Source organism: uncultured Flavonifractor sp., assembly GCF_944387675.1.
In the GTDB taxonomy this organism is placed as follows: Bacteria; Bacillota; Clostridia; order Oscillospirales; family Oscillospiraceae; genus Flavonifractor.
In genome coordinates this window covers 1-22,616 of sequence record NZ_CALXFV010000028.1, presented here as the reverse complement: position 1 = coordinate 22,616, position 22,616 = coordinate 1, and the positions used below count along the sequence as shown (strand labels likewise).

Annotated in this window: 22 protein-coding genes; 13 read left to right on the top strand and 9 right to left on the bottom strand. The window is 58.4% G+C overall.

From position 1 onward, the window contains the following. Window positions 1-85 precede the first annotated feature (85 nt). From Q0J74_RS04530 to Q0J74_RS04490, 9 genes are all read right to left on the bottom strand, one after another. Window positions 86-1,378, bottom strand: coding sequence for an S-layer homology domain-containing protein (locus Q0J74_RS04530; protein ID WP_297211251.1), 1,293 nt, complete (start codon window positions 1,376-1,378; stop codon window positions 86-88). Between the two features lie 99 nt (window positions 1,379-1,477). Next, window positions 1,478-2,341 carry a DUF3298 and DUF4163 domain-containing protein gene (locus tag Q0J74_RS04525; protein ID WP_297211248.1) on the bottom strand — a complete coding sequence of 288 codons (864 nt, stop codon included), beginning with the start codon at window positions 2,339-2,341 and terminating at the stop codon, window positions 1,478-1,480. Beyond that, complete coding sequence (locus Q0J74_RS04520) at window positions 2,334-2,828, bottom strand: sigma-70 family RNA polymerase sigma factor (RefSeq protein WP_297211246.1); 495 nt, start codon at window positions 2,826-2,828, stop codon at window positions 2,334-2,336. The genes Q0J74_RS04525 and Q0J74_RS04520 overlap by 8 nt, the downstream gene beginning before the upstream one ends. A gap of 105 nt (window positions 2,829-2,933) precedes the next feature. Continuing rightward, on the bottom strand, window positions 2,934-3,407 hold the full coding sequence (locus Q0J74_RS04515; RefSeq protein WP_297211243.1) for a DUF4358 domain-containing protein: 474 nt from the start codon (window positions 3,405-3,407) through the stop codon (window positions 2,934-2,936). Next, entirely contained in the window at window positions 3,404-4,351 is a 948-nt protein-coding gene (locus Q0J74_RS04510) for a GDSL-type esterase/lipase family protein (protein ID WP_297211241.1), read from the bottom strand. The genes Q0J74_RS04515 and Q0J74_RS04510 overlap by 4 nt, the downstream gene beginning before the upstream one ends. 12 nt (window positions 4,352-4,363) lie before the next feature. Continuing rightward, window positions 4,364-5,086 (bottom strand): YjjG family noncanonical pyrimidine nucleotidase, encoded by a 723-nt coding sequence (locus Q0J74_RS04505; protein ID WP_297211238.1) that lies wholly within the window; start codon window positions 5,084-5,086, stop codon window positions 4,364-4,366. Next, window positions 5,073-5,552: a threonine/serine exporter family protein gene (locus Q0J74_RS04500; protein ID WP_297211235.1), complete on the bottom strand. Its 480-nt coding sequence runs from the start codon at window positions 5,550-5,552 to the stop codon at window positions 5,073-5,075. Before Q0J74_RS04500 ends, Q0J74_RS04505 begins: the two co-directional genes overlap by 14 nt. Before the next feature lies 1 nt (window position 5,553). Next, the gene (locus Q0J74_RS04495) at window positions 5,554-6,336 is read right to left on the bottom strand and encodes a threonine/serine ThrE exporter family protein (RefSeq protein ID WP_297211231.1); all 783 of its coding nucleotides are present in this window, start codon (window positions 6,334-6,336) and stop codon (window positions 5,554-5,556) included. 370 nt (window positions 6,337-6,706) lie between these two features. Next, window positions 6,707-8,572 carry a heavy metal translocating P-type ATPase gene (locus tag Q0J74_RS04490; protein WP_297211228.1) on the bottom strand — a complete coding sequence of 622 codons (1,866 nt, stop codon included), beginning with the start codon at window positions 8,570-8,572 and terminating at the stop codon, window positions 6,707-6,709. 684 nt (window positions 8,573-9,256) lie between these two features. On the opposite strand from Q0J74_RS04490, the gene Q0J74_RS04485 reads away from it, so the two are divergent. The 13 genes from Q0J74_RS04485 to Q0J74_RS04425 all read left to right on the top strand — a co-directional run. Beyond that, a complete protein-coding gene (locus Q0J74_RS04485) occupies window positions 9,257-10,174 on the top strand; it encodes a LysR family transcriptional regulator (RefSeq protein ID WP_297211225.1) in 918 nt (305 codons plus the stop codon). A 344-nt stretch (window positions 10,175-10,518) separates the two neighbouring features. Beyond that, window positions 10,519-11,373, top strand: coding sequence for a 3-hydroxyacyl-CoA dehydrogenase family protein (locus Q0J74_RS04480; protein ID WP_297211222.1), 855 nt, complete (start codon window positions 10,519-10,521; stop codon window positions 11,371-11,373). Window positions 11,374-11,449: 76 nt separating this feature from the next. Then, the gene (locus Q0J74_RS04475; protein WP_297211219.1) at window positions 11,450-12,661 is read left to right on the top strand and encodes a thiolase family protein; all 1,212 of its coding nucleotides are present in this window, start codon (window positions 11,450-11,452) and stop codon (window positions 12,659-12,661) included. A 120-nt stretch (window positions 12,662-12,781) separates the two neighbouring features. Further along, window positions 12,782-14,002: a 2-hydroxyacyl-CoA dehydratase subunit D gene (locus Q0J74_RS04470; RefSeq protein ID WP_297211216.1), complete on the top strand. Its 1,221-nt coding sequence runs from the start codon at window positions 12,782-12,784 to the stop codon at window positions 14,000-14,002. Continuing rightward, window positions 13,999-15,129, top strand: coding sequence for a 2-hydroxyacyl-CoA dehydratase subunit D (locus Q0J74_RS04465; RefSeq protein ID WP_297211213.1), 1,131 nt, complete (start codon window positions 13,999-14,001; stop codon window positions 15,127-15,129). Before Q0J74_RS04470 ends, Q0J74_RS04465 begins: the two co-directional genes overlap by 4 nt. 161 nt (window positions 15,130-15,290) lie before the next feature. Beyond that, window positions 15,291-16,070, top strand: a complete 780-nt coding sequence (locus Q0J74_RS04460) for an acyl-CoA dehydratase activase (protein ID WP_297211209.1) — start codon at window positions 15,291-15,293, stop codon at window positions 16,068-16,070. Window positions 16,071-16,087: 17 nt separating this feature from the next. After that, complete coding sequence (locus Q0J74_RS04455) at window positions 16,088-17,398, top strand: acetyl-CoA hydrolase/transferase family protein (RefSeq protein ID WP_297211206.1); 1,311 nt, start codon at window positions 16,088-16,090, stop codon at window positions 17,396-17,398. A 43-nt stretch (window positions 17,399-17,441) separates the two neighbouring features. Beyond that, window positions 17,442-18,527 carry a TRAP transporter substrate-binding protein gene (locus Q0J74_RS04450; protein WP_297211203.1) on the top strand — a complete coding sequence of 362 codons (1,086 nt, stop codon included), beginning with the start codon at window positions 17,442-17,444 and terminating at the stop codon, window positions 18,525-18,527. 167 nt (window positions 18,528-18,694) lie between these two features. After that, window positions 18,695-19,216 (top strand): TRAP transporter small permease, encoded by a 522-nt coding sequence (locus tag Q0J74_RS04445; RefSeq protein ID WP_297211200.1) that lies wholly within the window; start codon window positions 18,695-18,697, stop codon window positions 19,214-19,216. Then, window positions 19,216-20,517, top strand: coding sequence for a TRAP transporter large permease (locus tag Q0J74_RS04440; RefSeq protein ID WP_297211197.1), 1,302 nt, complete (start codon window positions 19,216-19,218; stop codon window positions 20,515-20,517). Before Q0J74_RS04445 ends, Q0J74_RS04440 begins: the two co-directional genes overlap by 1 nt. Before the next feature lie 12 nt (window positions 20,518-20,529). Beyond that, the gene (locus Q0J74_RS04435; RefSeq protein ID WP_297211195.1) at window positions 20,530-21,306 is read left to right on the top strand and encodes an enoyl-CoA hydratase/isomerase family protein; all 777 of its coding nucleotides are present in this window, start codon (window positions 20,530-20,532) and stop codon (window positions 21,304-21,306) included. A 36-nt stretch (window positions 21,307-21,342) separates the two neighbouring features. Then, window positions 21,343-21,765: a MaoC family dehydratase gene (locus tag Q0J74_RS04430; RefSeq protein WP_297211192.1), complete on the top strand. Its 423-nt coding sequence runs from the start codon at window positions 21,343-21,345 to the stop codon at window positions 21,763-21,765. Window positions 21,766-21,906: 141 nt separating this feature from the next. After that, the coding region (locus Q0J74_RS04425) for an acyl-CoA dehydrogenase family protein (protein WP_297211189.1) at window positions 21,907-22,616 on the top strand (710 nt) is incomplete at its 3' end.

Here is a 22,616-nt window from a genome sequence, read left to right as displayed (position 1 = left end):
TTATTCCCCTAAAGTGTTGCACTTGATAGTATAATTCACCATTGGTATAAAAAAGGAGACGGCCTGTGCCGTCTCCTTTTTGCTGTCAGGAATCGCCGGGAATGAGTTCAACGATGAGGTAGGAGTAGTATTCAAATACGGTCACCCTGCAGCCGGTGCGTTCATTTTCCCAGAGAGGGATGTAGCCCTCTTTCGAATCCGTCAGCCCCAGCAGGACGTATCCCGCCTGAGGCATCCTGGTAAACCAGGGCGCTAGGATGATATGGTCGGCGTACTGGGGCAGCTCATAGCCATAGATCGTCCATGCGTTGTTTTCCCCAGTCTGGCAGAGAGAGGGCTCAATACCCAGGGCGGCACCCAGATCGGGAACATCTGCATGGTGGTCGGAGTAGCAGGGCGCGGAACCGGCGGGAGGCGTGACGGTGATCAGGGAAATCCAGACGGCATCCTCCATAAAGAGCTCATAGGCGACCACCAGATCGGGCTGCTCCGGGTTAAAAAAGTAGACGGAGCCCGAATTTCCATACATATATACGGGAAGGTAGCCCTCCTGCTCCAGCAGGGCGGCATACTGCAGATAGGCAGTGTCCGTCGCGCCGTCTACGGAGGTGTATTCATAAAAGACGGCATTGTAGTCGGGCATCTCCCCGGTTCCCACTTCGCCGGTATAGTCAATCATGTCGCCGAAGTCGGGTACCGTGGGGTAGGCTGCATAGTGGTCCACATTTTGGGGGACGGGGGGTACCTGGGGCTCCGGCTCCCGGCCGGTCTCCTGGGCCAGACGGTGGAGCCGAACCAGCAGCAGAATACCCTGCTCCACCGTGCAGGGGTTCTGGGGAGACAGGGCGGAGCCCGAGCCCTCCATCAGGCCGTTGGCCGCCATCCGGCCCATAGCCTCCGCCGCCCAGCCGGACACCTGAGAGGTGTCGGTAAAGCCGGCCAGGCTGCCTGCCTGAGGAGCCAGGTTCAGGCCGCTGGTTTCCTCCAGATAGTCAATGGCCCGGGCCATCATGGTGGCAATCTGCTCCCGGTTGGTGGCCTGTTCCGGGGCGAATTTTCCACCGCCGATGCCGCCGATGATGCCCGCCGCGCTGGCCTTCCGCACCGCCAGACTGGTGCAGTCGGCAAAGGTGTCCGCCGGAGCGGCGGCCAGCTCCTGCCCCAGCAGCACCTCCACCGTCTGTACCACCAGCTGGGCAAACTGCTCCCGGGTCAGGGTATCCTGATAGGCGGGGGTACTGGTAAGGGAAGGCACCAGCCCCGCCTCCAGGGCGGCGTCCACCTCTTCCTGAGCCCAGTTGCTGGGAGTTCCTTCCACGGCACCCGCCCAGGTACACAGCAGCCCCAGACACAGCAGGGCCGCGAGCCATCTTCTCATAGTCCTCTTCCTTTCCATCCGAATTATACGAGACACGAAGTACCCCCAATGCTGACAGGATAGCACTGGGGGTACTGTTTGTCAAGGATGGGGGATGGGCTATGTCCCAGCGGTGGGCAGCGGCACCTCAAACTCCTGCGTACCCATATAGCCGGGGGCGATTTCATACTTCTCAAACACCACCATGGGGTTGCCTGCCTGGTTGAGGTAGAAGGTCTGATCCTGGGCGATGGAGGTAAAGCCCCCCTCTTCCGGCGGGAAGTAGCTGTTGTCCGGGTCCTGGGAGCGCTGGGCAATACCCTCCCGCACCGCCTGGTTGGCCAGCTCCACGTAGTCGGGACCCAGCACGTCCCGCAGGGTCACCTCCCGGCCCGCCTGCAGATCGATGTTGTAGGCGTAGTACTCGCTGTAGGCGCTGGCCAGGGTCTCGGTTTTGGTGAGGATGAAGGAGAGATACTGGCTGTTCTGGCATTTGATCTCATAGTCCACGCTGATGACAATGGGCATGAACTCCGCCGGGTCCCCGCCGGTGGCCACAAAGGCGGCCTTGGTCTCCCGCGCCCGGTCCTCCGCCTCCTGGAGCACCTGGTCAATGCGGGTCTGGATTTCGGTGTTGATCCGCTGCTCCAAATCGGTGGCGCCCTCCAGCTCCAGGGCGGGCAGGCGCACGTCGATCAGGTGCTCCCGGTCTTCCACGGTGTACTCCGTCACGGTGAATACCCGGGCCAGATTCCCCAGCACCGGCACGGCGGATACCGCCTGGGCAAAGGTGGGGCTGGCGTTCACCAGCAGCATGAAGCAGGCACACCCCGCCAGCATGCCGGTCAGCCCCCGGTGGAAAGCCCGCCGGCGGTTCCGCCGCCGGCTGCCGGCGCGCACCGCACTGGCCACGGCAAAGGTCAGCTCCTCCGGAATGGGAGTCTGCGCATAGCGCTCTTTTGCCTGTTTCCATGGGTCATTCATAGGAACACTCCTCTCCCGTCAGCTCCCGCAGCTTCCGCAGGCTCTTGTACAGCCGGGACTTGACGGTGTTCAGGTTGGTGTCGGTCATCTGGGCGATCTCTTCCAGCTTCATGTCCTGGAAAAACCGCAGGCGGATGATGGTCTGCTCCCGGGAGTCCAGCCGGTCGATGGCGTCGTACAGGTCCAGCCGGGCGGCGTGGTCCCCCTGGGGGGCGGCGGCGTCCGGCCGGGCCTCCTCCAGGGAGACCAGACGCCTGCTCTGCCGGTAGTAGTTCATGCTCTCGTTGAGCAGGATACGGTAAAACCAGGTTTTGAGAAATTCCGGCCTGCGCAGGGAGTCCGATTTGGACAGCGCCCGCACAATGCTCTCCTGCACCACGTCCAGGGCGGCGTCCCGGTTTTTGACATAGCTGTACGCCAGGCGGTAAAAATCCTCCTGGTGGGCCACGATATACGCCGTAAGCTGCTGGTGGGTGGTCTGCTCCAAGATGGGCGCGCTCCTTCCTGGTTCTGTTCCTTAGACGGGGGAGAGGGCCGGAAAGTTTTCCCCGGCAGAAAAAGGCGGGGCCTCGCCGGAGGTCCCGCCGGGAGCTTATTTGTTCAGACCGTCCAGAGTGGACTGGGCTTTGCCGGCGTCGGCGGCCACCACCAGAATGGCGGTGTCCCCCAGCCGGGTCACGATGGCCTGGTCCAGCTTGCTTACCTCATCGGGCTGGTAGCTCTCCAGCATGGCCTTCTGGTCGGCCACCCGCTGCTCCAGCCCAGCCAGGGCGGCCTCGGCGGCGTCGGTGGAGGTCATGCGGAGCACCGCAATCTCCTCCGCGCCGGAGGACAGGGAGCCGTATACCACTCCGTCGGTGACGTCGGCGTAGTCAATGCCATAAAGGGAACAGGCCGCTTCGGTATCAATGGTGTCCAGGGCGCCGGCAAAGGCGCCGGAATCCAGCAGGGCCTGGGCGGTCTGGGCCGGGTCCACCCCCGCCAGGCTCTCCTGGCTGCCGCAGGCGGTGAGGGCCAGGCAGAACACCAAAAGGGCGGGTACAAGACGGGTGAAAAGCTGCTTCATGCTGTCTCTTCTCCTTCCGCGGCGGCCACACCTGCCTGGTACACCTCGGAATCCACGGTGTGCTCCATCAGGTAGGCCAGCCATTTTTGATACCAGGCTTTGGTAAAGTGGACCCCGTCCACCGTGGCATCGGCGGGCAGGATACCGGTTTCATCGCTGAGGGCGCCGGCCACATCCAGCAGAATCACCTGCTCCTCCTGGGCCAGCTGGGGATAAATGGCGTTATAGGCGGCCACCCGGTCGTTGTTCACATAGGAAGCCTGGTCGTTTGCCGCGCATTTGGACGGGTTTACCGGCACCAGATTCTCCAGGTAGATCACCGCGTCGGGCTGGAGCTGGCGCACCTTCTCCAGAAAAGCGGCGAAAGTTTTGTGGAAGGACTCGTCGTTGTAATACCCCAGCTCGTTGATACCGAGGGAGATGTAGATCTTGCCGTACTGGGGTCCCCGCTCCAGGGCCTCCACCACGGTATATTTGCCGCCGTCCAGCTCAATGACCTTCTTGCTCTCCATCTCGAAGATGGTCAGCCCCTTGTAGCAGTAGAAACTGGCCCCCTTGATGCCGCTGTACAGCCGCAGCCCGTCGGTGCGGGAATCCCCGATGAACAGCGCGTCGGAGAAATAATCCATCTCCACCGCCGCCTCTGTGGCGGGGGCGGGCTGGGTGAAGTCAAAGGGCTCCGGCGTGGGTTCGGGTGTGGGGGTGGGTTCCGGCGTAGGCGTGGGAGTGGGCTCCGGTGTGGGGGAGACGGTCTCCCCCGCCGGGGGTGCGGACCGGTTGGCCGCCGCCGCGGGAGAGGAGCTCTCGGGAGAGCGGCCCAGGGTGGGGATGAGAATCAGTGCCAGGCACACCGCCACGGCGGCGGCAATCAGAGGGATGAGAGGCGGGCGCCGTTTTTTGCGGTCCTGACGCACCCGCTTGGGCTGATATTGAAGAGAGGACAAGGGTAAGACACCTCATTTTTCTTTTATTTCTATCTGTGAAGTGGGAGCTTCCAGAATCAACGCCGCCAGACCGGCGTAGCTGGCCACCTCCCACCGGGGGGTCCAGGGGGTGGTGTTGGGCAGATGGCCCGGGTTGTACCAGGCGGTGGGCAGACCGGCCTCCAGCCCGCCCCGGATGTCGGTGGCCAGGTTGTCCCCCACCACCAGAACCCGCTCCCGCCGGGGATTGCCCAGCTGCCGGAGTACCGGCTCAAAAAAGGCGGGGGAGGGCTTGGCAGCCCCCACCTCCTCCGAAATAAATAGATGGGGAATCACCGTCCCCAGAGGGGAGCGGGCGAGCCGGCCCCGCTGAGCCCGGGCCACCCCGTTGGTGATGAGGGCCAGGGTGCAGTGGGGAGCCAGGGCGCGGCACAGCTCCTCCGCCCCGGGGAGCAGGAAAGCCCCCTGGGCCAGCCGGTCCAGGTAGTCCCGGTTGAACGACACCGGGTCGTCCTCCCGGCCCATGGCCCGGGCAAAGGCGGCAAACCGCTCCACCACCAGCCAGGACTGGGTGACCTCACCCCGGTCCAGCCTGGCCCACAGCGCCCGGTTGATGGACAGATAGCGCCCCAGGGTTTCGCCGTCGGTGGGGTAGCCCCGGGCCGCCAGCACCCCGCGCAGGGCCGCGTCCTCCGCCCGGTCGAAGTCGAACAGGGTGTTGTCCGCGTCAAACAGGACAACCTCAAAGTTTGCCATAAAACCCCTCCTGCCGGGCGCGGCGCTTCTCCTGATAGATGATGAACAGCCGCATCAGAGAGGACACCAGCAGCACCCCGGTGGCCAGCGCTCCCGCCAGGCTCAGGGTGTGGAGCAGGGAGGAGAGAAACTGGGAGGTCTCTCCCATCATGGCGTACTCCATGGTGTAATAGATGCCCCCGCCGGGGACCAGGGGGAAGAGGGCCACCAGCAGATAGCTGGTCACCGGACACTTCCGCAGCCGGGCCATCAGTTCCGACCAGGCGGAGATGACCAGAGCGGCAAAAAAGGACTGGATGATGTCGCTGTGTACCAGCGGCCCGGTGAGCAGGTAGCATAGCCAGCCCAGCGCCCCGCCGCCGGCGCAGATAAACATCCCCGCCCCGTGGATGTTGAACAGCAGGGAAAAGCCGATACAGGCGCAGAAGGTCCACACGCAGGGGAGATAATAGCTCAGCTTGTCCATCTCAGCCTCCCATAAACAATCCGGCCAGGCCCAGGGCCAGGGCGGTACCAAGGGCGATGGCCGCCCCGATGAGCAGGGCCTCCGCCCCCTTGCTGATGCCGGCCACCATATCCCCCGCCATGATGTCCCGCATGGCGTTGGTAATGGCGATACCGGGGACCAGGGCCATCAGGCCCCCGATGATAATCAGGTCCTGATTGTGGCCGATGCCCAGGGCGGTGAGGAGCACTGCCGTCAGGGCGGAGACAGTGCCGCCCGCCACCGTCTTGAAAAACAGGTTGGCGCCCAGCCGGGAGGTGAGGTCCAGGCACAGCCCGATCACCATGCCGCACACCCCGCCGCACACGCCGTCCATGGCGGAGCCCCCGTAAAACAGGGCGTACATGCCGCAGCCCAGAAAGTAGGCCAGCATCCGAATGGCCACGGGATAGACCCGGTGCTCCCGGCGAATGGCCTCCATCTGCTCCAGGGCCTGGTCAAAGGGGGGCGCCTGACGGCATAGGGTGCGGCACAGGCCGTTGTACCGCTCCAGCAAGTAGATGTCGGTGCCGTGGGCGGGCATCCGCCGGATCTGGGTCAGGGGCTGCCCCTCCGGCGAGGTGAGGCTGATGATGATGCAGTTGGGAATGGCGAAGACCTCTCCCTGCTTCACCCCGTAGGCCAGCAGCAGGCGGCGGATGGACTCCTCCACCCGGTAGATCTCCGCCCCGCTCTCCATAAGGCGGTAGCCCATCTCCCCCACCAGACACAGCAGCTTGTTATAGTCCAGCTCCAATCTGCGCACACCCTTTCCAAAGCGTCAGGCGGCCCCCTTTCTGCGGGTGGGTGTGGAGCTATCTCACAGACGGCGGGGCCGGGGAAAAAGTTGACGTAAAATGGGAAAAAGAATAAGCAGGCTGTCAAAAAAAGCCGCCCCAAGGGCGGCGGCGTTCCGGCAGCACCCGCGGAGCGAGCCGGCAGGCCCGCTCCGCGGTTATTATATCACACAAGTTCTGGGAATACGATACCAAAATCCGGCCAAAAATCCCACGTACCTTTGTCACCAGCTTGTCAAAAAACCTCCCCCGCAGGGAGCCACGCAGAATTCTGTCGCCCGATCCGTCCTGCAGTCTTTTGTCGGAAAAGGCCAACGGCCTTTTTCGACAGTCTCTTTGTCACTTCCGGCGCCAGGCCAACAGAAGGGCGGAGTTGAGAATCACCGCCACCGACCCGGCGTTGTGGACCAGCGCCCCCACCACCGGATTGAGGGTACCGCGGATGGCCAGGAAAATGGCGATGAAGTTCAGCGCCATGGAAAAACTCAGGTTGAGGCGGATGGTGGTCATCATCCGCCGAGCCAACTCCAGCAGATGGGGCAGCTCCCGGATATCGTCGCTGATGAGGGCGATGTCGGCGGCATCCACGGCGATATCGCTGCCCACCCCTCCCATGGCGATGCCCACCATGGCCTGCTTCAGGGCGGGGGCGTCGTTTACTCCGTCCCCCACCATGCACACCGGGCTGCCCTCCCTCTGGCTCCGGGCGATCCACGCCAGCTTATCCTCCGGCAGACAGCCCGCCTGCACCTGGGAAATGCCCAGCTGTGCGGCAATGTGGCCGGCGGCGTTCTGATGGTCGCCGGTGAGGAGCACAGGCTCTGCCCCCGCAGCCCGCACCCGCTCCACCGTGTCCGCCGCGTCGGCCCGCAGGGTGTCCGCCAGGGCCAGCAGGCCCGCCGCCTGACCGCCCTGGGCCAGATAGATGACGGTACAGCCCGATTTCTGGCAGGCTTGGGCGGCCAGCTCCGCCTTGCGGGGCAGGGGAATGCCCCGCTCCTTCAGCAGAGCTGCGCTGCCCGCCAGCAGCGCCTCCCCCTCCACCGTGGCCTCCACGCCGCGGCCGGGGAGCATCCGGAAGGCCGACGCCTCCGGAATGTCCAGCCCCTTTTCCCGGCAGCAGCGCACCACCGCCTTTCCCAGAGGATGCTCCGAGCGGGCCTCCGCCGCCGCCGCGGCCCGGAAAAGCCGGTCCTCCGGCCACTGGGGGAGGAAGGAACAGATCTGGGTCACCTGGGGAATGCCCTGGGTCAGGGTTCCCGTTTTGTCAAAGGCCACCCGGCGCACCAGGGCCAGCCGCTCCAGAGCATCCCCCTCCCGCACCAGAAACCCGTGGCGGGTGACGTTGCCGATGGCCGCCATAATGGCGGTGGGGGTGGCCAGCACCAGGGCGCAGGGACAGAACACCACCAGAATGGTCACTGCCCGGATGATCTCCCCGGTGATCAGCCAGGTGAGGATTGCGGCGCTCAGGGCAATGACCACGATCCAGGTGGCCCAGCGGTCGGCAATGCCTACGATTTTGGCCTTGCCCGCGTCGGCGGACTGGACCAGGCGGATCATCCGCTGGATGGAGCTGTCCTCCCCCACCTTGACCGCCTCCATGTCGAAGGAACCGAACTGGTTGACGGTGCCGCTGGACACCGGGTCCCCCGGCCCCTTGTCCACCGGCAGGGATTCTCCGGTCATGACCGCCTGGTTAATGGCGGTCTGGCCGGTGCGCACCACGCCGTCCACCGGCACCGTCTCCCCCGGCAGCACCCGCAGCAGGTCCCCTACCCGCACCTGCTGGGCGGGAATTATCTCCTCCCCGCCGGGGAAGAGCCGCCGGGCGGTGCGGGGCGTGAGACGCACCAGCTTCTCAATTCCCGCCCGGGCTTTGGCCACCGTCAGCTCCTCCAGCAGGGCGCCCAGCTGCATGATAAAGGCCACCTCACCGGCGGCAAAGATCTCCCCAATGCATACCGAGGCCACCAGGGCGATGGACACCAGCAGGTCGGCCTTGATGTCAAAGGCGGTGACCAGGCCCACAAGGGCCTCCAGCAAAATGGGGACACCGCAGAGAAGAATGGCCAGCCAGGCGGGGTCGAGGGGCAGGGCGGCCGGCTTAAATATACTGGCAATCAGGGCCAGAGCGGACAGGATAAGAAAAACCACATCCCGCCGGATGCCGCCCCACTTCAGCAGCGTTTCCAGACGTGCCATACCATACGCCTCCTTATACCAATAGGGGTATGGGTACATTATACCCGATGGGGTATTACCTGTCAAGGCGCCGCAGTTTGCCCCCTGCTCCGGCAGAAGCCCGGCTGGAGCGCGTTGGCATGGAATACGGGAAAAAAACTGATAAATCCTGGTGCGTTGCAACAAAAATGGCAGAAGGCCGGAACAGTCAGAAACAGGCCATCCTGGGAAGTATATGCAGAACAGGAGCGCATTGCTGAACCGCTTAATTTTGTTGTATTTTGTCGCTGAGCATGTTATTATTATAAACAATGTCGGAGGGATGTGCAAAATATTTCCACGGATACGGCAGGAAAGAAACCGTTCGGGCGCGAAAAAATATCCGGTTTCTTTTGCAGAAAAAGACACCTGGATTCTTGACGGCCGGCTCCGGACCAGTGAAGCCGGCCGGTGGGCAGAATGGGGAGTCTGAGGATACGGAGTCTCTAATCTGCGGCAGGCAAGGCGGTGAGGCAAACGGAAGAAGTTGTATAATTCAACTAAAAATGTGCCGGAATTTTGTGGAATATTTGAATAACATGGCAACGCTTTTGTCGGTGTAGCCAAAAAGTGGAGCGGGAAATGTTGAACAAATTTATTTAAAGATATTTGTAAATATTGCTACTGTACGAGTTCGGCTTTGTAAATTATGTCGAGGTGGCTAGAATGGAACTGAAGCAGCTGTATTTATTTAAGTGCGTTGCCGAATATGAGCATATGTCCCGGGCGGCGGAGCATTTGGGCGTACCGCAGCCCTTTTTGAGCAAGACGATATCCAGCCTGGAAAAGGAATTGGGTGTGACGCTGTTTATCCGCACGGGGCGCAATATCAAGCTGAGCACGGAGGGCAAATATTTTTACAAGCAGGTGACGGAGACTCTGTCCCGTTTGAATCAAACCTGTATGGAGGTGAAGAAAACGGCCGCAAAAGCCAATGGGCCGTCCATTTCCATCGCCTCCAATGTGGGACTGTATATCCCGCGATTTTTGGCCCATTTGCAGAAGAATTTTCCCTCTGTTCGGATTGAGCATACCACAGCGCCGCGGGAGCAGCTGGATAAATTGCTCATGAAGGAAATCGTGGATTTTACGGTCTGCTCCCCATGCCCTGAAGGTGCCAGGGGATTTGAGGTGGAAAAACTGCTTACCCGGGACGAATGCGTTGTCATTTTTCCCCCGAAACACTGGCTTTCTCGGGAAGCGCAGAATGGGAAGATACGTCTTGAGCAGCTCAAGGATGAGATGTTTATAGCGGTGAAAAAGGGGTATGCCATCCGCGACACCATGGATCTGTTTTTTGAAGCCGCGGGGATTGTTCCTCACTATGCCATTGAGACCTCGGACATCCATACCGTTTGGGAGCTGGTCAAGTGTGGAATGGGGATCTCGTTTGCCAGTTTTACAACGCTGGCCAACGATCCGGTCTTTTCCAAGTGCCATATCTATGTGTCTGAACCCAACTGCCAGGGTTCCATGGGAATATGCTATTTAAGTCAACGGCAGGAGGACCCACTGGTGAATGAGTTTATTCAAGCATCGAAGAAATACTTCAAAATGCTGATGCAGAACTCATGGATTAGATAGTGCTCTGTTTATATAAAAAGCAGGCGGCCAGTTAAAGGCAGAAGGGCCGGTTCTGACCAATAAGGTTTGTGCTCCTTGCGGCGATGCGGAGTTGCATCGTTTCAAGGGGTGCAAACCTTATTTTTATGCCGGAATTAGAATTTGTAGATATCAGAAGCTGCGGGCCTGCAAGCTGAACGGACGGTTCAATTTATAATTGATGCAATATCATTTAACGGCAAAAGGGAATTGGACGCCAGAAAAACTATTTGCTATCATTACGCCAGACCATAAAGTTTAGCCCACAGGATGGGACGCAGTCAGACAGCCAATTCAGTCATTTACGGAAAAAGGAGTCGTTTAGAATGGAAATTAAGAAGATTTGTGTAATTGGCGGCGGACGTATGGGACGGCAGATTGCAATGAATGCGAGCATTTACGGCTTCGATGCCACAGTATATGACATCGCGCCTGCGGTCTGTGACGATGTGGCCGGCTGGGCCGAGAAGTACCTGTCTGAGCGCATTGCAAAGGGCCGCATGACAGAGGAGCAGGTTGCCAAGATTAAGACGCTGTTTCACGTGGAGCCGGTGCTGGAAAAGGCCCTGGAGGGCGTGGACTGCGTGGTTGAGGCGGTCATTGAGGTGGAGGATGTGAAGCGGAAGCTGTTCAAGCAGCTGGATGCCCTTGTGGGACCGGAGGTTATTCTGGCCACCAATTCCAGCTTCATGGTTTCCTCCAAATTTGCGGACTGCGTGTCCAATCCCGCCCGGCTGGCAAACATGCACTTCTATAATCCGGCGCTGGTTATGAAGTTTGTGGAAGTGGTGCAGGGCGCGCACACCAGTGAGGAGACCGCCCGCGCCCTGTATGAATTCTGCGGAAAGATCGGCAAGAAGGCCATCTGGCAGAAGAAGGAGATTGACGGCTTTGCCGGGAACTACCTCATTATGGGCATTCTCAAGCGGGCGCGGTATCTGGTTCAGAACGGATACTGCACCTATCAGGATGTGGACATCGCCATGGAGGAAGGCTTCCACAATCCCATGGGTCCCTTCCATATGATTGATCTGACGGGTGTTGATCTGGCCCTGGATATCATGAAGCGGGAGTACGATGAGACGGGAGTTAAGCCCGACATGTACGATGTGTTTGAGCAGATGGTAAAGGAAGGCCGGCTGGGCAAGTCGGTTGGACACGGATTTTACGATTATGTGTAAGCCGAAGGCGGCTTAAACATGTGCGGGATATAAATCAGCAGGTCTAAAACGGAAAATTTACGGAAGGGAACGAGAAATGATGGCAGCAAGAGAAGTCGTATTTGTCGATGGCGCCCGCACCGGCTTTGGCCGTATGGGCGGCAGTCTGCGGGATCTGTGTGCAACAGACCTGTCCGCTTTGGCGGTCCGCGGACTGCTGGAAAAGACAAAGATCCTGGAGCGGGGAAAGGTAGACTCCCTGTTCTGCGGGACTGCGGCAGGTGACTCCAAGACACTTGGACCGGCGCGTTATACCGTGCTTGCGTCGGGCCTGCCCATTGAGACATCGGCATCGTACGTGGAGATGCAGTGCGGTTCCGCCATTGACTCCATTAACCATGCGGCGTGGAAGATGTTGGCGGGTGAAGCGGATGTGATGATCGCAGGCGGTATGGAGTCGTACAGCCAGATGATCTGCAAGTTCCCCACCTCAACCGCGCCTTACAAGAACATCGCACCGGCCGCCATTCCCCAGAAGCTTGCCCCCACGCTGGATCAGGATATCACAATGCTGGAGGTCTCAGACCTGATGGCCAGGCGCTGGGGAATCAGCCGGGAGGAGTGCGATGAGTTCGCGTTCCAGAGCCAGCAGCGGGCCGGCGCGGCCATTGCCAAGGGGTACTTTAAAGAGGAGATTGTACCCATCACCCTTAAGATGGGCAAGAAGCTGCCGGACAAGGTGTTCGCGGAGGATGAGCATGTCCGGCCGGACACCACCCTGGAGGGTCTTGGGAAGCTGAAGGCGGTTCTGGGTGCGGACGGCGTAACCACCGCGGGCAACGCCTCCGGCCGGAATGACGGCGCCGCCTTTGTGCTGATGATGACGGCCCAAAAGGCGGAGGAACTGGGTTACGAGCCGTATGCGCGCTGGGTTTGCGGCGCGGACTATGGTGTGGAACCCAGACTGATGGGCATTGGCCCCGCGTATTCCAACCTGATGGCCATCCGGCGGGCCGGACTGTCCCTCAAGGACATTGACGTGCTGGAGTGCAACGAGGCCTTTGCGGCACAGAACTTGTCCGTAATCCGGGAGATGGAAGCTCAGTCCGGGATTCAGATCAACCGGGCCAACTGGAATCCCAACGGCGGTGCCATCGCCTTTGGACACCCCAACGGCGCGTCCGGCGCGCGGATCTGCATGTTCGCCATGAAGGAGCTTGCCCGGAGAGGGACGCGCTATGGCCTGTTCTCCTCCTGCTGCGGCGGCGGACATGGCGTTACGACCCTGATTGAAAACCTGCGGCGGTGAGCGGGGCGTACCGTATTTCGATGAGTTGACCGGTCTGCATTTGTACCAGTTATTTTATCTTACAAGAAAGGCAGCCGCCTGCATAAGGCGGAGAGCACGGCGGCTGGCGAGGTGGTTCATATGGAGAAGCAATCATCCAAGCAGATGCTGAACGACATTTTGAAGAGGCACTATGAGGACGCGCAGAAAGCCAAGGCTGAGGGACGTCCGGTGGTCTGGTCCACATCCATTGCCCCCCAGGAGCTGCTGGAGGCCATGGACCTGACGGTGGTATATCCGGAAAACCATGCCGCCGCGATTGGCGCGCGGAAAGACGCGCCCCGGTTTATTGAAAACGCGGAGAGCGAGGGCTATTCCGCCGATATCTGTTCCTATGCCCGAGTCAATATGGGCTACGCCAACATCAAGCATTCCGATGCCGCGGATATCCCCATGCCTGATCTGCTGTTTTGCTGCAGCAACATTTGCTATACCGCAATCAAGTGGTATGAAAACCTGTCAAAGCAGTTGAATGTCCCCCTGATCATGATTGACTGCCCCTATAATTACAGCTACAGCGTAACACCCGCTGCTGTGGCCTATATAAAGGCGCAGCTGCTGGACGCCATTGGAAAGCTGGAGGAATTTACCGGGCGAAAAATGGACTGGGACCGGCTGCGGGAAGTGATGCGCATTTCCAATGAGACCGCCATGTGGTGGAAAAAGGCCACCGATCTGGCCATGGCCAAGCCGGCGCCTGTGTCGGGCTTTGACCTGTTCAACTATATGGCCACGATCGTGTGCGTGCGGGGAAAACAGGAAGGCACGGAGCTGTTCAAGCGCTGGTACGAAGAGCTGGAGGAGCGCAAAGCCAAGGGCCTTGGCCCCTGGGACAACGCCGAGGAGAAGTACCGCATCCTGTGGGACGGCATTGCCTGCTGGCCCTACCTGGCCACCACCTATAAAATCCTGAAGAAAAACGGGATCAACATGGTGACCTCCACCTATCCGGAATCCTGGACCCTGCTGTATGAGCTCAGCGACCTTGCCGGTATGGCCAAGGCGTACGGATCCATTTACGCCTCGCTCAGCATGGAATATGCCAATGACAGAATTGTGACAAGGGCAAGGAATTTCCAGATTGACGGCGCTCTGTTCCACTCCAACCGCAGCTGCAAGGGTATGGATTTTAAGCAATACGAGTTCCAGCGCCAGCTGGAGTCGGAGCTGGGGATCCCCTCCACTATTTTTGACGGCGACCAGACAGATCCCAGTGTCTTCTCCGAGGCACAGTATGAAACGAGAGTCCAGGCCCTGGTTGAAATGATGGAAGAGAGAAAACAGCGGGAGGCGATGAAATGAAAGCAGCGGAGTTGATTCAGGCCCTGTCGGATGCGGGACGTACCCCCAAGCAGACCATTCTGCGCTCCATTCAGGAGAGCGGAAAGCGGCCGGTGGGTTGCTTCCCCATCTATTTGCCGGAGGAAATCATCTATGCGGCGGGTCTGCTTCCCGTTGGACTGTGGGGTGGAAAGACCTCCATGACCGAGGTGGACCGGTACATCCAGGGCTTTTGCTGCTCCATTATGCGGGCGGATATGGAGCTGGCACTGCGGGGCGCGTACAACTTCCTGGAGGCGATCGTGATTCCCACCTACTGCGACAGCATGAAGTCCCTGCTTGCCAACTGGGGCATTGCGGTTAAAACGCCGAAGACGTTGGCCTATATCATACCTCAGAACCGATACAGCAGCGGTTCGCTGGATTTTATCCTCTACCAGAATGAGGCGCTGCGGACCAGCCTGAGCGAAATCACCGGCCGGCCCATTACGGAAGCGGACCTGGAGGATGCGTTCCAGCTGTACGAGCAGTATCGGGCGGCCATGCGGCGCTTTGTAGCCATGGTGAACGACTATCCGGTTTCCCTGAACCCCGTGAACCGCCATCTGGTCATGAAGGCCGCGTGGTTTATGGACAAAAAGGTGTATACGGAAAAGCTGAACACGCTGATGGATGCCCTCCTGAAAGAACCCAAGGAGACGGAAACCGGGCCGCGGGTAATTCCCACCGGACTGATGGTGGAGCCGGTGAAGCTGCTGGAGGCATTCCGGGAGAACCACTTTGTCTTTGTGGAGGATGACCTGGCCCAGGAGAGCCGCCAGTTCCGCACCCCGTCCCGCACAACGGGAACCGTAATGGAAAAACTTGCTTATAGACTAATGGACCTCAGAGGTGATACGTTCTTCTATGAGGAAAACAAATCCAGAGGGTCTCGCCTGATTGAGGCGGTCAAGCAGCACAAGGCGGACGGCGTCGTTGTGTGCATGTACAAGTTCTGTGATCCGGAGGAATTTGACTATCCGATCTACAAAAAGGAACTGGAGGAGGCCCACGTTCCCATCCTCTATCTGGAGATCGATCCGCAGATGGACTCTGTGGAGCAGCTGCGCACCCGAATTCAGAGCTTTGCAGAGATGCTGAACAAATAAGAAACTGGTATCCGGTGGACATCCCAGCCTTTTCCCGGCTGCCCGATTTTGCACGGTGAGCACAGATAACTGTGGGCGCAATAGGGATTGTTGCATACAAAATATGTAAAATCATGGGCGCTACACCTTAATCTGGATACCGAAAGCATGTGGAGGTCGTTATGTTTTTAGGAATCGATATCGGGTCTTCCTCGTCCAAGACCGTTCTGATTGACCGCGAGGGCGCCATACTCGGCAGCGAGGTCGTCAATATCGGAACAGGCACCAACGGGGTGGATCTGGCGTTGGACAGGCTTTTGAAAAAAACGAATGTTCAAAAGGAACGGATCCTCTATCGGGTTGTCACAGGATACGGACGGATGACCTACCAGGAAGCGGACAAGCAGATAACGGAAATCAGCTGTCATGCAAAGGGCGTTGCGGCGCTGTACCCCAAGGCCAGAACGATTGTGGACATTGGAGGCCAGGACGCGAAGGCAATTCAGCTGGATGCAAATGGTGCGGTGGAAAACTTCATTATGAATGAGAAGTGCGCCGCCGGCACAGGCCGTTTCTTTGAGGTGATGGCCCGGGTGCTCAACTGCAATCTTGAGGAACTGGCCAATCTGGCGGCGACAACAACAGAATATGTTCCCATCAGCAGCATCTGCACGGTTTTTGCGGAGTCGGAAGTCATTTCCCAGCTCGCCGGGGGCGCCTCCCTGGCGGCGGTGGCGCGGGGCGCCCATGTATCCGTGGCAAAGCGGGTCTGCGGACTGGTCAAACGCATCCGGGTCCGGCCGGACGTGGTTATGACCGGGGGCGTGGCGCTGAACCAGGCCATGGCAAACTGCCTGTCTCAGGAGCTGGAGCTGCCGGTTGTGGTGCTTGAGTCTCCCCAGACGGTGGGCGCGCTGGGCGCGGCAATTTTTGCAAAGGAATGCTATGAGAAAAAACTCTGATGGAGAGGAGTCTCACCATGATTTCGGATTGGAAGAAACACTACAAAGAAAAACTGATGAGCGCGGACGAGGCGGTTAAGCTGGTCGAGTCCGGGGAGCGGTGGGCCACAACCCACGCAACGGCGGAGTCCATGCTCTTGGCGGAAGCCCTTTGCCGCAGAGCCCACGAACTCCAGGGCGTTAAGCTCTGGCAGGGGCTGAACTGGGGCGGAGCGCCCTACTGCAAGCCGGAATATGAAGGGCATCTGATTGTGGAGACCTGCTTCTGCGGACCCCACACCCGCGCTGCGGTGAGCGAGCGGAGGGGTATGTTTGAGCCCATGAACGTGTCCATGACCCGCAGAGCGTTTGCCACCTCAAATCCGGTTGACGGAATCCTGGCCCATATTACGCTCCCGGACGAACACGGCTACTGCAACATGGGTGTGGCGGTTGACTTTGTCTCACCGGTTATGGCCTCCTGCAAGAAAATCATCGCCCACGTCAACCGGGAAATGCCCTGGGTATACGGCAGCGAGAATACAGTTCACGTCTCCAAGCTGGACGCCATTGTGGAGGAGGATGTACCCCTGCTCAACATTCCGCCCATTGACGATACGGACGAGATTTCCACCAGGATTGGAGAGCACATTGCGGAGCTTATTCCGGACGGGGCGTGCCTTCAGATGGGCCAGGGGAAGGTTCCCAACGCTATTCTGAAGTGCCTGCGGGACAAGAAGGATCTGGGTATCCATACAGAGGTGTTTTCCGACAACCTGATCCCGCTGATTGAGAGCGGCGTGGTCAACGGGAAACGGAAGACCATTGATACCGGAAAAATCACGGCGATGTTTATCCAGGGCTCTGCCGACCTGTACAAATTCGTGGACCGGAACGTGATGATCAACATCGCGCCGGGTTGGTATACCAACAATCCCATCAACATTGCCAAAAACGACAATGTCTGCGCCATCAACGCATGCCTGCAGGTGGATCTGACCGGTCAGGTCAACTGCGAGTGGAATAACGGGAAGCAGTACAGCGGCATTGGAGGGCAGGTGGACTTCCTGCGGGGCGCGGCCCTGTCCAAGAACGGAAAGCCCATTCTCTGCCTGCAGTCCACCGCCAAGCATGACACGATTTCCCGCATTGTATCCGTGCTGCCGGAAGGCGTGCCGGTATCTACCCCGAGAGTGGATGTACACTGGGTGGTTACCGAGTATGGTGCCGTGAATCTGTTCGGCAAGAGTCTGGAGGAGAGAGGTGAGGCCCTGATCAGCATTGCGCATCCCAAGTTCCGTGACCAACTGCAAAACGAATTTGACGAGTACTGGCGAAAGATGCGGTGAGAACAAACCTCAGTCTGATAAGAAAGGAAAGGGAATAACAGCAATGAAGAAGTATAGACGTTTCTTGGCCTTTTGTCTGAGCCTGGTAATGATGCTGTCGCTGTTCGGCTGCTCCAATGAGCAGGGAGGCAATTCCGGAGATGTACAGAGCGGTGGAGAAACCAGTTCCGGCGGCGGTGACCAGGAAGTATATGAAATCACCTATTCCTGCACGCTTGCAGAGTCCCATATGATTACCCAGCTGATTATGCAGCTGGCAGAAGAGCTGGAAGAGCGCACCGACGGACGCATGACGATGACCGTGTACCCCAACAACATCCTGGGCGACTCCCGGGCCAATGTGGAAGGCATGCAGAACGGCTCCATCCAGATGGGCGAGATGTCTACGGCTCCGCTGTCCATCTTTACCGACATGCTTCTGCCCATGACGCTTCCCTTCTTCTTCGACAATTTTGAAACTGCGTATGCATTCTGCGACGGCGAGTTTGTGGACGAGCTGGAGGACCGTCTGGCGGAGGAGCTGGGCGTACGGCCCATTGCCTGGATCAGCAACGGAAGCCGGGCATTGTCCAACAGCAAGCGCCCTGTTTCCACCCCCGCGGACATGAATGGCCTCAAGCTGCGGGTAATGGAGAGCGAGATCTACATCAAGACCTTTGAGACTCTGGGCGCCTCCCCCGTGGCCATGTCTCTGGCCGAAGTGTTTACCGCCCTGCAGCAGGGTACGGTTGACGGCCAGGATAACCCCACCGGCATCTTCCTGAGCAGCAAGTTTAATGAAGTGCAGGGCTATTTTACGGACCTGAACCACTCCATTGACATGTGTCCCGTCCTGATCAGCGAGGACTTCTACCAGAGCCTTCCCGATGACCTGCGGCAGATTCTTGACGACATCTGGACGGAGTACACCGAGGTGGAGCGGCAGCAGATCATCGACAACACCGAGGCTGAGATTGAGACCATTTCTGAAACCGTGGAAGTGACCCGGCTGACCGACGAGCAGCGGCAGGCGTTCAAGGAAGCGTGCGAGCCTGTGTATGAGTGGTTTGAGGCGACCTATCCCGATGTGGACCTCCAGGGTTACCGTGATGCGGTGGCGGCGGCTGCGGCGTCTGTAAAGGAAGGATAACCAAACGGCGCTTTTTCCGAAAGACAGTGCCTGTAAAACAATAAAAAACGTGGGGCGGCTGCCTCACACCCTGTATAAACGGCTGAAAGCAGCTGTTTATACAGGGTTCAGGCACTGATACTTGAGCTGTGAGACCATCGTGCCACCGTAGGAGGAGTGATATTGGTATGAAAGTATGGAAGGCTTTGGATGAGAATCTGGAAAAGGTTCTTTGCGGCATCATCCTTGCTGCGATGACATTTTGCATTCTGATGCAGGTTGTAATCAGAATAACCAGTGAGTGGACAGGCATATCCCTGGCCTGGACAGAAGAGTTGGCCCGGTATCTGTTTGTGTGGCTGATCTATATCTCGTCGTCCATGGCGGTAAAGCTGCGTGCGCACATTAAGGTGGATGTGCTCAGAGTTGCGGTGGGACGGCGGGGGAAATTTATCTTTGACCTGATCTCCAATGTCATGTTCGTCTTTTTCAGCGCAATCTTCTTTTACTACTCTGGAGTAGCGGTCCATCGCCTGATCTTCTTGCGCCCCCAGAGTTCCCCCACGCTGCATGTCCCCATGTGGGCGGTGTATTCCGCCATTACCGTGGGCTGCCTGTTGATGTTTATCCGCCTGATTCAGGATATTATAAAGCTGGTTCAGGAGTACAAGTCCGGGGCGGCTGACACTTCGGAGAGGGAGGCGTTGTAATGGAAGGCGCGATAGCTTGTATTGTCATTTTTGTGCTGTTTATGGCACTTTGCTTTTTGACCGTTCCCATCGGTGTGGCCATCGGCGTTGCTTGCATCATCTATTTCCTGATGGGCGGCGCGGTGGACATGAACTATATTACCACCAACATGTTTACCGGGTGCGATTCCTTCCCGCTACTGGCCATTCCCTTCTTTGTGCTGGCGGGAACACTGATGGAAGGCGGCGGCCTGTCAAAGCGCCTGGTCAACTTCTTTGATGCGTTTGTAGGACATAAGACCGGCGGCCTTGCCATTGTCTGTGTCATTGCCTGCCTGTTTTTCGGCGCGATTTCCGGCTCCGGCCCTGCCACAGTGGCGGCTATCGGTACCATTATGGTGCCTACCATGGTAGAGAAGGGATATAACAAGGGCTTTACCATGGCGCTGGTGGCCTCCGCGGGATGTTTGGGTACCATTATTCCGCCCTCCATCCCCATGGTCATGTACGGCGTGGCCACGGATACGTCCATCGCGGACATGTTTATGGCCGGCATTCTGCCTGGTATTACCTGCGGCCTGGCCCTGATTATTCTCTCTGTTATTATCAGCAAAAAGAATGGCTGGACGGGAAACGGCCTGAAATTCTCCATTTCCCGCGTGTTTCGTGAATTCATTGACGCCATCTGGGCGCTTCTGGTTCCCGTCATCATTTTGGGCGGCATTTACGGCGGCTTCTTTACCCCCACAGAGGCTGCGGCGGTTTCGGTCGCATATGCTCTGATTGTGGGCCTGTTTATTTACCGTGAGCTGGATCTGAAGCTGATGTGGGAGAAGTTCTATGAGGCATCCAAGACCACCGGCACCATCCTTCTGATTGTGGCTACCGGTACGGTGCTCAGCAAGATCCTGACCCTGGAGGGGATTCCCACCATGGTGGCGGAAGCCCTTGGAAGCGGCATCCACAGCAAGATCCTGCTCCTGCTGATTGTCAACCTGATCCTTCTGGTGGTGGGCTGCCTGATGGAGACCAACTCGGCCATCCTGATTTTGGCGCCCATTCTGGAGCCTATCGCTGCCAATTTTGGCGTAAGTCCTGTGCATTTCGGTATTATCATGGTGGTCAACCTGTCCATCGGCTTTATTACTCCTCCGGTGGGCGCCAACCTGTTTGTGGCGTGCAGCATCGGAAATGTGCGCTTTGCGGATTTGGCCAGGCGGGTGGTGCCATTCCTGATAGCGCTGATCATTGGCCTGATGATCATTACCTATGTGGAGGGCGTTTCCCTGCTGCTGTCGCATTTGCTTACCGGCGCGGGATAAAGGAGAACAGCCATGAGTGACAGCAAAAAAATTCTGGTGGAGCGGAAGGGGCCTGTTGTGGTTTTAACCTTCAATGATCCCGCTACGCTCAATGCCATGACAGAAGATTTCCTGATCTCTTTTGCCAATGAGCTGGAGCGGATCTCGAAAGAGGATGAAATCCGTATTGTCATCCTGACCGGGAGCGGCCGGGCCTTCGTAGCCGGGGCGGATATTGAGCATATGCGGCAGCTTACCCATATCACTTCGTCCCGATATGGCGCTATTACAGCCCGGGTCTATCAGCTGATGGAAAGCATGGACCAGGTGTTCATTGCGGCGGTCAATGGGTTTGCACTGGGCGGAGGCTGTGAAATCGCCATGGCGTGTGATCTGCGGATTGCGTCTAAAAAGGCGAAATTCGGCCTTCCGGAGGTGACGCTGGGGGTATTTCCGGCCGGCGGCGGCACCCAGCGCCTTCCCCGGCTGATTGGCGAGACACGGGCCAAGTCCATGATTTTTACCGGGGAAATCATTGACGCCGAGCAGGCGGAACGGATTGGCCTGGTAAACAAGGCTGTGGAGCCGGAGCAGCTGATGGAGGAAACCGAGAACCTGGCGGCGCGGATTTTGCGCAACAGCCGCTTCGGCGTGGAGACCGCCAGGAAATCCATCAACAGCGGGAAAAATATGAGCATGGAAGCGGCAATGCGGCAGGACCTGTACCTGTTCGACCTCTGTTTCAACCGGCCTGACCAGCAGGAAGGCATGCTGGCCTTTCTTGAAAAGCGGCCGCCGAAATTTGAGTAGACGGCATATCTCGGGATACGGAAAGGTGGGATTGCCATGGGATATTCAATTGATGCGCTCTATGTTGGACAGACGGCGTCCAGTGCAAAGACCATTTCGGAAACAGATGTGTACCTGTTTGCCGGGATCACAGGGGACTTTAACCCCATGCATGTCAACGAGGAGTTTGCCCGCCAGACACAATTTAAGGGGCGCATCGTTCACGGGATGCTCTCGGTCGGCTTGCTTTCCGGCCTGATGGCGATGCAGCTGCCCGGCCCCGGAAGCATCTATCTGGGCCAGGAGATCAAGTTTCTGAAACCGGTTCGGATCGGAGATACCATTACCTCCACGGCGACTGTGATTGAAATACGCAGAGAAAAGAACATTGTGAAACTGGAAACCGTGTGTACAAACCAAAATGGTGAAATTGTAATCACCGGAATTGCGACAACCTTCATCCAGAGCGGAACCCCATAATACACCCTCAGCAACAAGGCCGCTTAAACAAGCGGCCTTGTTGCTGAAATCTCACATAAATGTCACATTGCGCCCGCCGGCAGACCTCTCCGCCTGGACGGGAGAGTGGGACGACATAAACAGCAGGGAGGAAATGTACCTATGGATTTTACACTGTCACGTGAGCAGGAGATGCTTTTGAAGCTATATCGCCAGTTTGCGGAAAATGAAGTTAAGCCCCTGGCCCAGGAAATTGACGAAGAGGAGCGCTTTCCTCTGGAGACGGCCAAGAAGATGGCCAAACTGGGCATGATGGGCATTCCCTTTCCCAAAGAGTATGGCGGAAGTGCGGCCGGCAGCCTGGCCTATACCATGTGTGTGGTGGAAATGGCCAAGGTGTGTGGCACGACGCCGGTAATGGTTGCCGCCCATACGTCTCTGTGCGCCACCCCCATTTATGAGAACGGCACCGAGGAGCAGAAGCAGAAGTATCTGCCCAAGCTGTGTACCGGCGAGTGGCTGGGCGCCTTTGGCCTGACCGAACCCGGAGCGGGTTCTGACGCCCAGGGCCAGCAGACCACCGCCGTGCTGGACGAGAAGGGGGAGAACTGGGTCCTCAACGGCTCCAAGATCTTTATCACCAACGCCGGCTACGCCGATGTGTTCATTATCATTGCCATCACGGGGAAAACAATCGACAAGCGCGGCCGGAAGAAGAAGGAAATCTCCGCCTTCATCGTGGAGCGCACCGATCCCGGCTTCTCCGTGGGCAAGCACGAGAAGAAGATGGGCATTAAGGGTTCCTCCACCTGCGAGCTGATTTTTGAGGATTGCATCATTCCCAAGGACCGCCTGCTGGGCAAGCAGGGCAA

Bases quoted from the DNA above. Each gene is read 5' to 3' on its own strand.
- Q0J74_RS04530 (WP_297211251.1), bottom strand. From the start codon at position 1,378: ATGAGAAGATGGCTCGCGGCCCTGCTGTGTCTGGGGCTGCTGTGTACC.
- Q0J74_RS04525 (WP_297211248.1), bottom strand. From the start codon at position 2,341: ATGAATGACCCATGGAAACAGGCAAAAGAGCGCTATGCGCAGACTCCC.
- Q0J74_RS04515 (WP_297211243.1), bottom strand. From the start codon at position 3,407: ATGAAGCAGCTTTTCACCCGTCTTGTACCCGCCCTTTTGGTGTTCTGC.
- Q0J74_RS04505 (WP_297211238.1), bottom strand. From the start codon at position 5,086: ATGGCAAACTTTGAGGTTGTCCTGTTTGACGCGGACAACACCCTGTTC.
- Q0J74_RS04500 (WP_297211235.1), bottom strand. From the start codon at position 5,552: ATGGACAAGCTGAGCTATTATCTCCCCTGCGTGTGGACCTTCTGCGCC.
- Q0J74_RS04490 (WP_297211228.1), bottom strand. From the start codon at position 8,572: ATGGCACGTCTGGAAACGCTGCTGAAGTGGGGCGGCATCCGGCGGGAT.
- Q0J74_RS04485 (WP_297211225.1), top strand. From the start codon at position 9,257: ATGGAACTGAAGCAGCTGTATTTATTTAAGTGCGTTGCCGAATATGAG.
- Q0J74_RS04480 (WP_297211222.1), top strand. From the start codon at position 10,519: ATGGAAATTAAGAAGATTTGTGTAATTGGCGGCGGACGTATGGGACGG.
- Q0J74_RS04475 (WP_297211219.1), top strand. From the start codon at position 11,450: ATGATGGCAGCAAGAGAAGTCGTATTTGTCGATGGCGCCCGCACCGGC.
- Q0J74_RS04470 (WP_297211216.1), top strand. From the start codon at position 12,782: ATGGAGAAGCAATCATCCAAGCAGATGCTGAACGACATTTTGAAGAGG.
- Q0J74_RS04465 (WP_297211213.1), top strand. From the start codon at position 13,999: ATGAAAGCAGCGGAGTTGATTCAGGCCCTGTCGGATGCGGGACGTACC.
- Q0J74_RS04460 (WP_297211209.1), top strand. From the start codon at position 15,291: ATGTTTTTAGGAATCGATATCGGGTCTTCCTCGTCCAAGACCGTTCTG.
- Q0J74_RS04455 (WP_297211206.1), top strand. From the start codon at position 16,088: ATGATTTCGGATTGGAAGAAACACTACAAAGAAAAACTGATGAGCGCG.
- Q0J74_RS04450 (WP_297211203.1), top strand. From the start codon at position 17,442: ATGAAGAAGTATAGACGTTTCTTGGCCTTTTGTCTGAGCCTGGTAATG.
- Q0J74_RS04445 (WP_297211200.1), top strand. From the start codon at position 18,695: ATGAAAGTATGGAAGGCTTTGGATGAGAATCTGGAAAAGGTTCTTTGC.
- Q0J74_RS04440 (WP_297211197.1), top strand. From the start codon at position 19,216: ATGGAAGGCGCGATAGCTTGTATTGTCATTTTTGTGCTGTTTATGGCA.
- Q0J74_RS04435 (WP_297211195.1), top strand. From the start codon at position 20,530: ATGAGTGACAGCAAAAAAATTCTGGTGGAGCGGAAGGGGCCTGTTGTG.
- Q0J74_RS04430 (WP_297211192.1), top strand. From the start codon at position 21,343: ATGGGATATTCAATTGATGCGCTCTATGTTGGACAGACGGCGTCCAGT.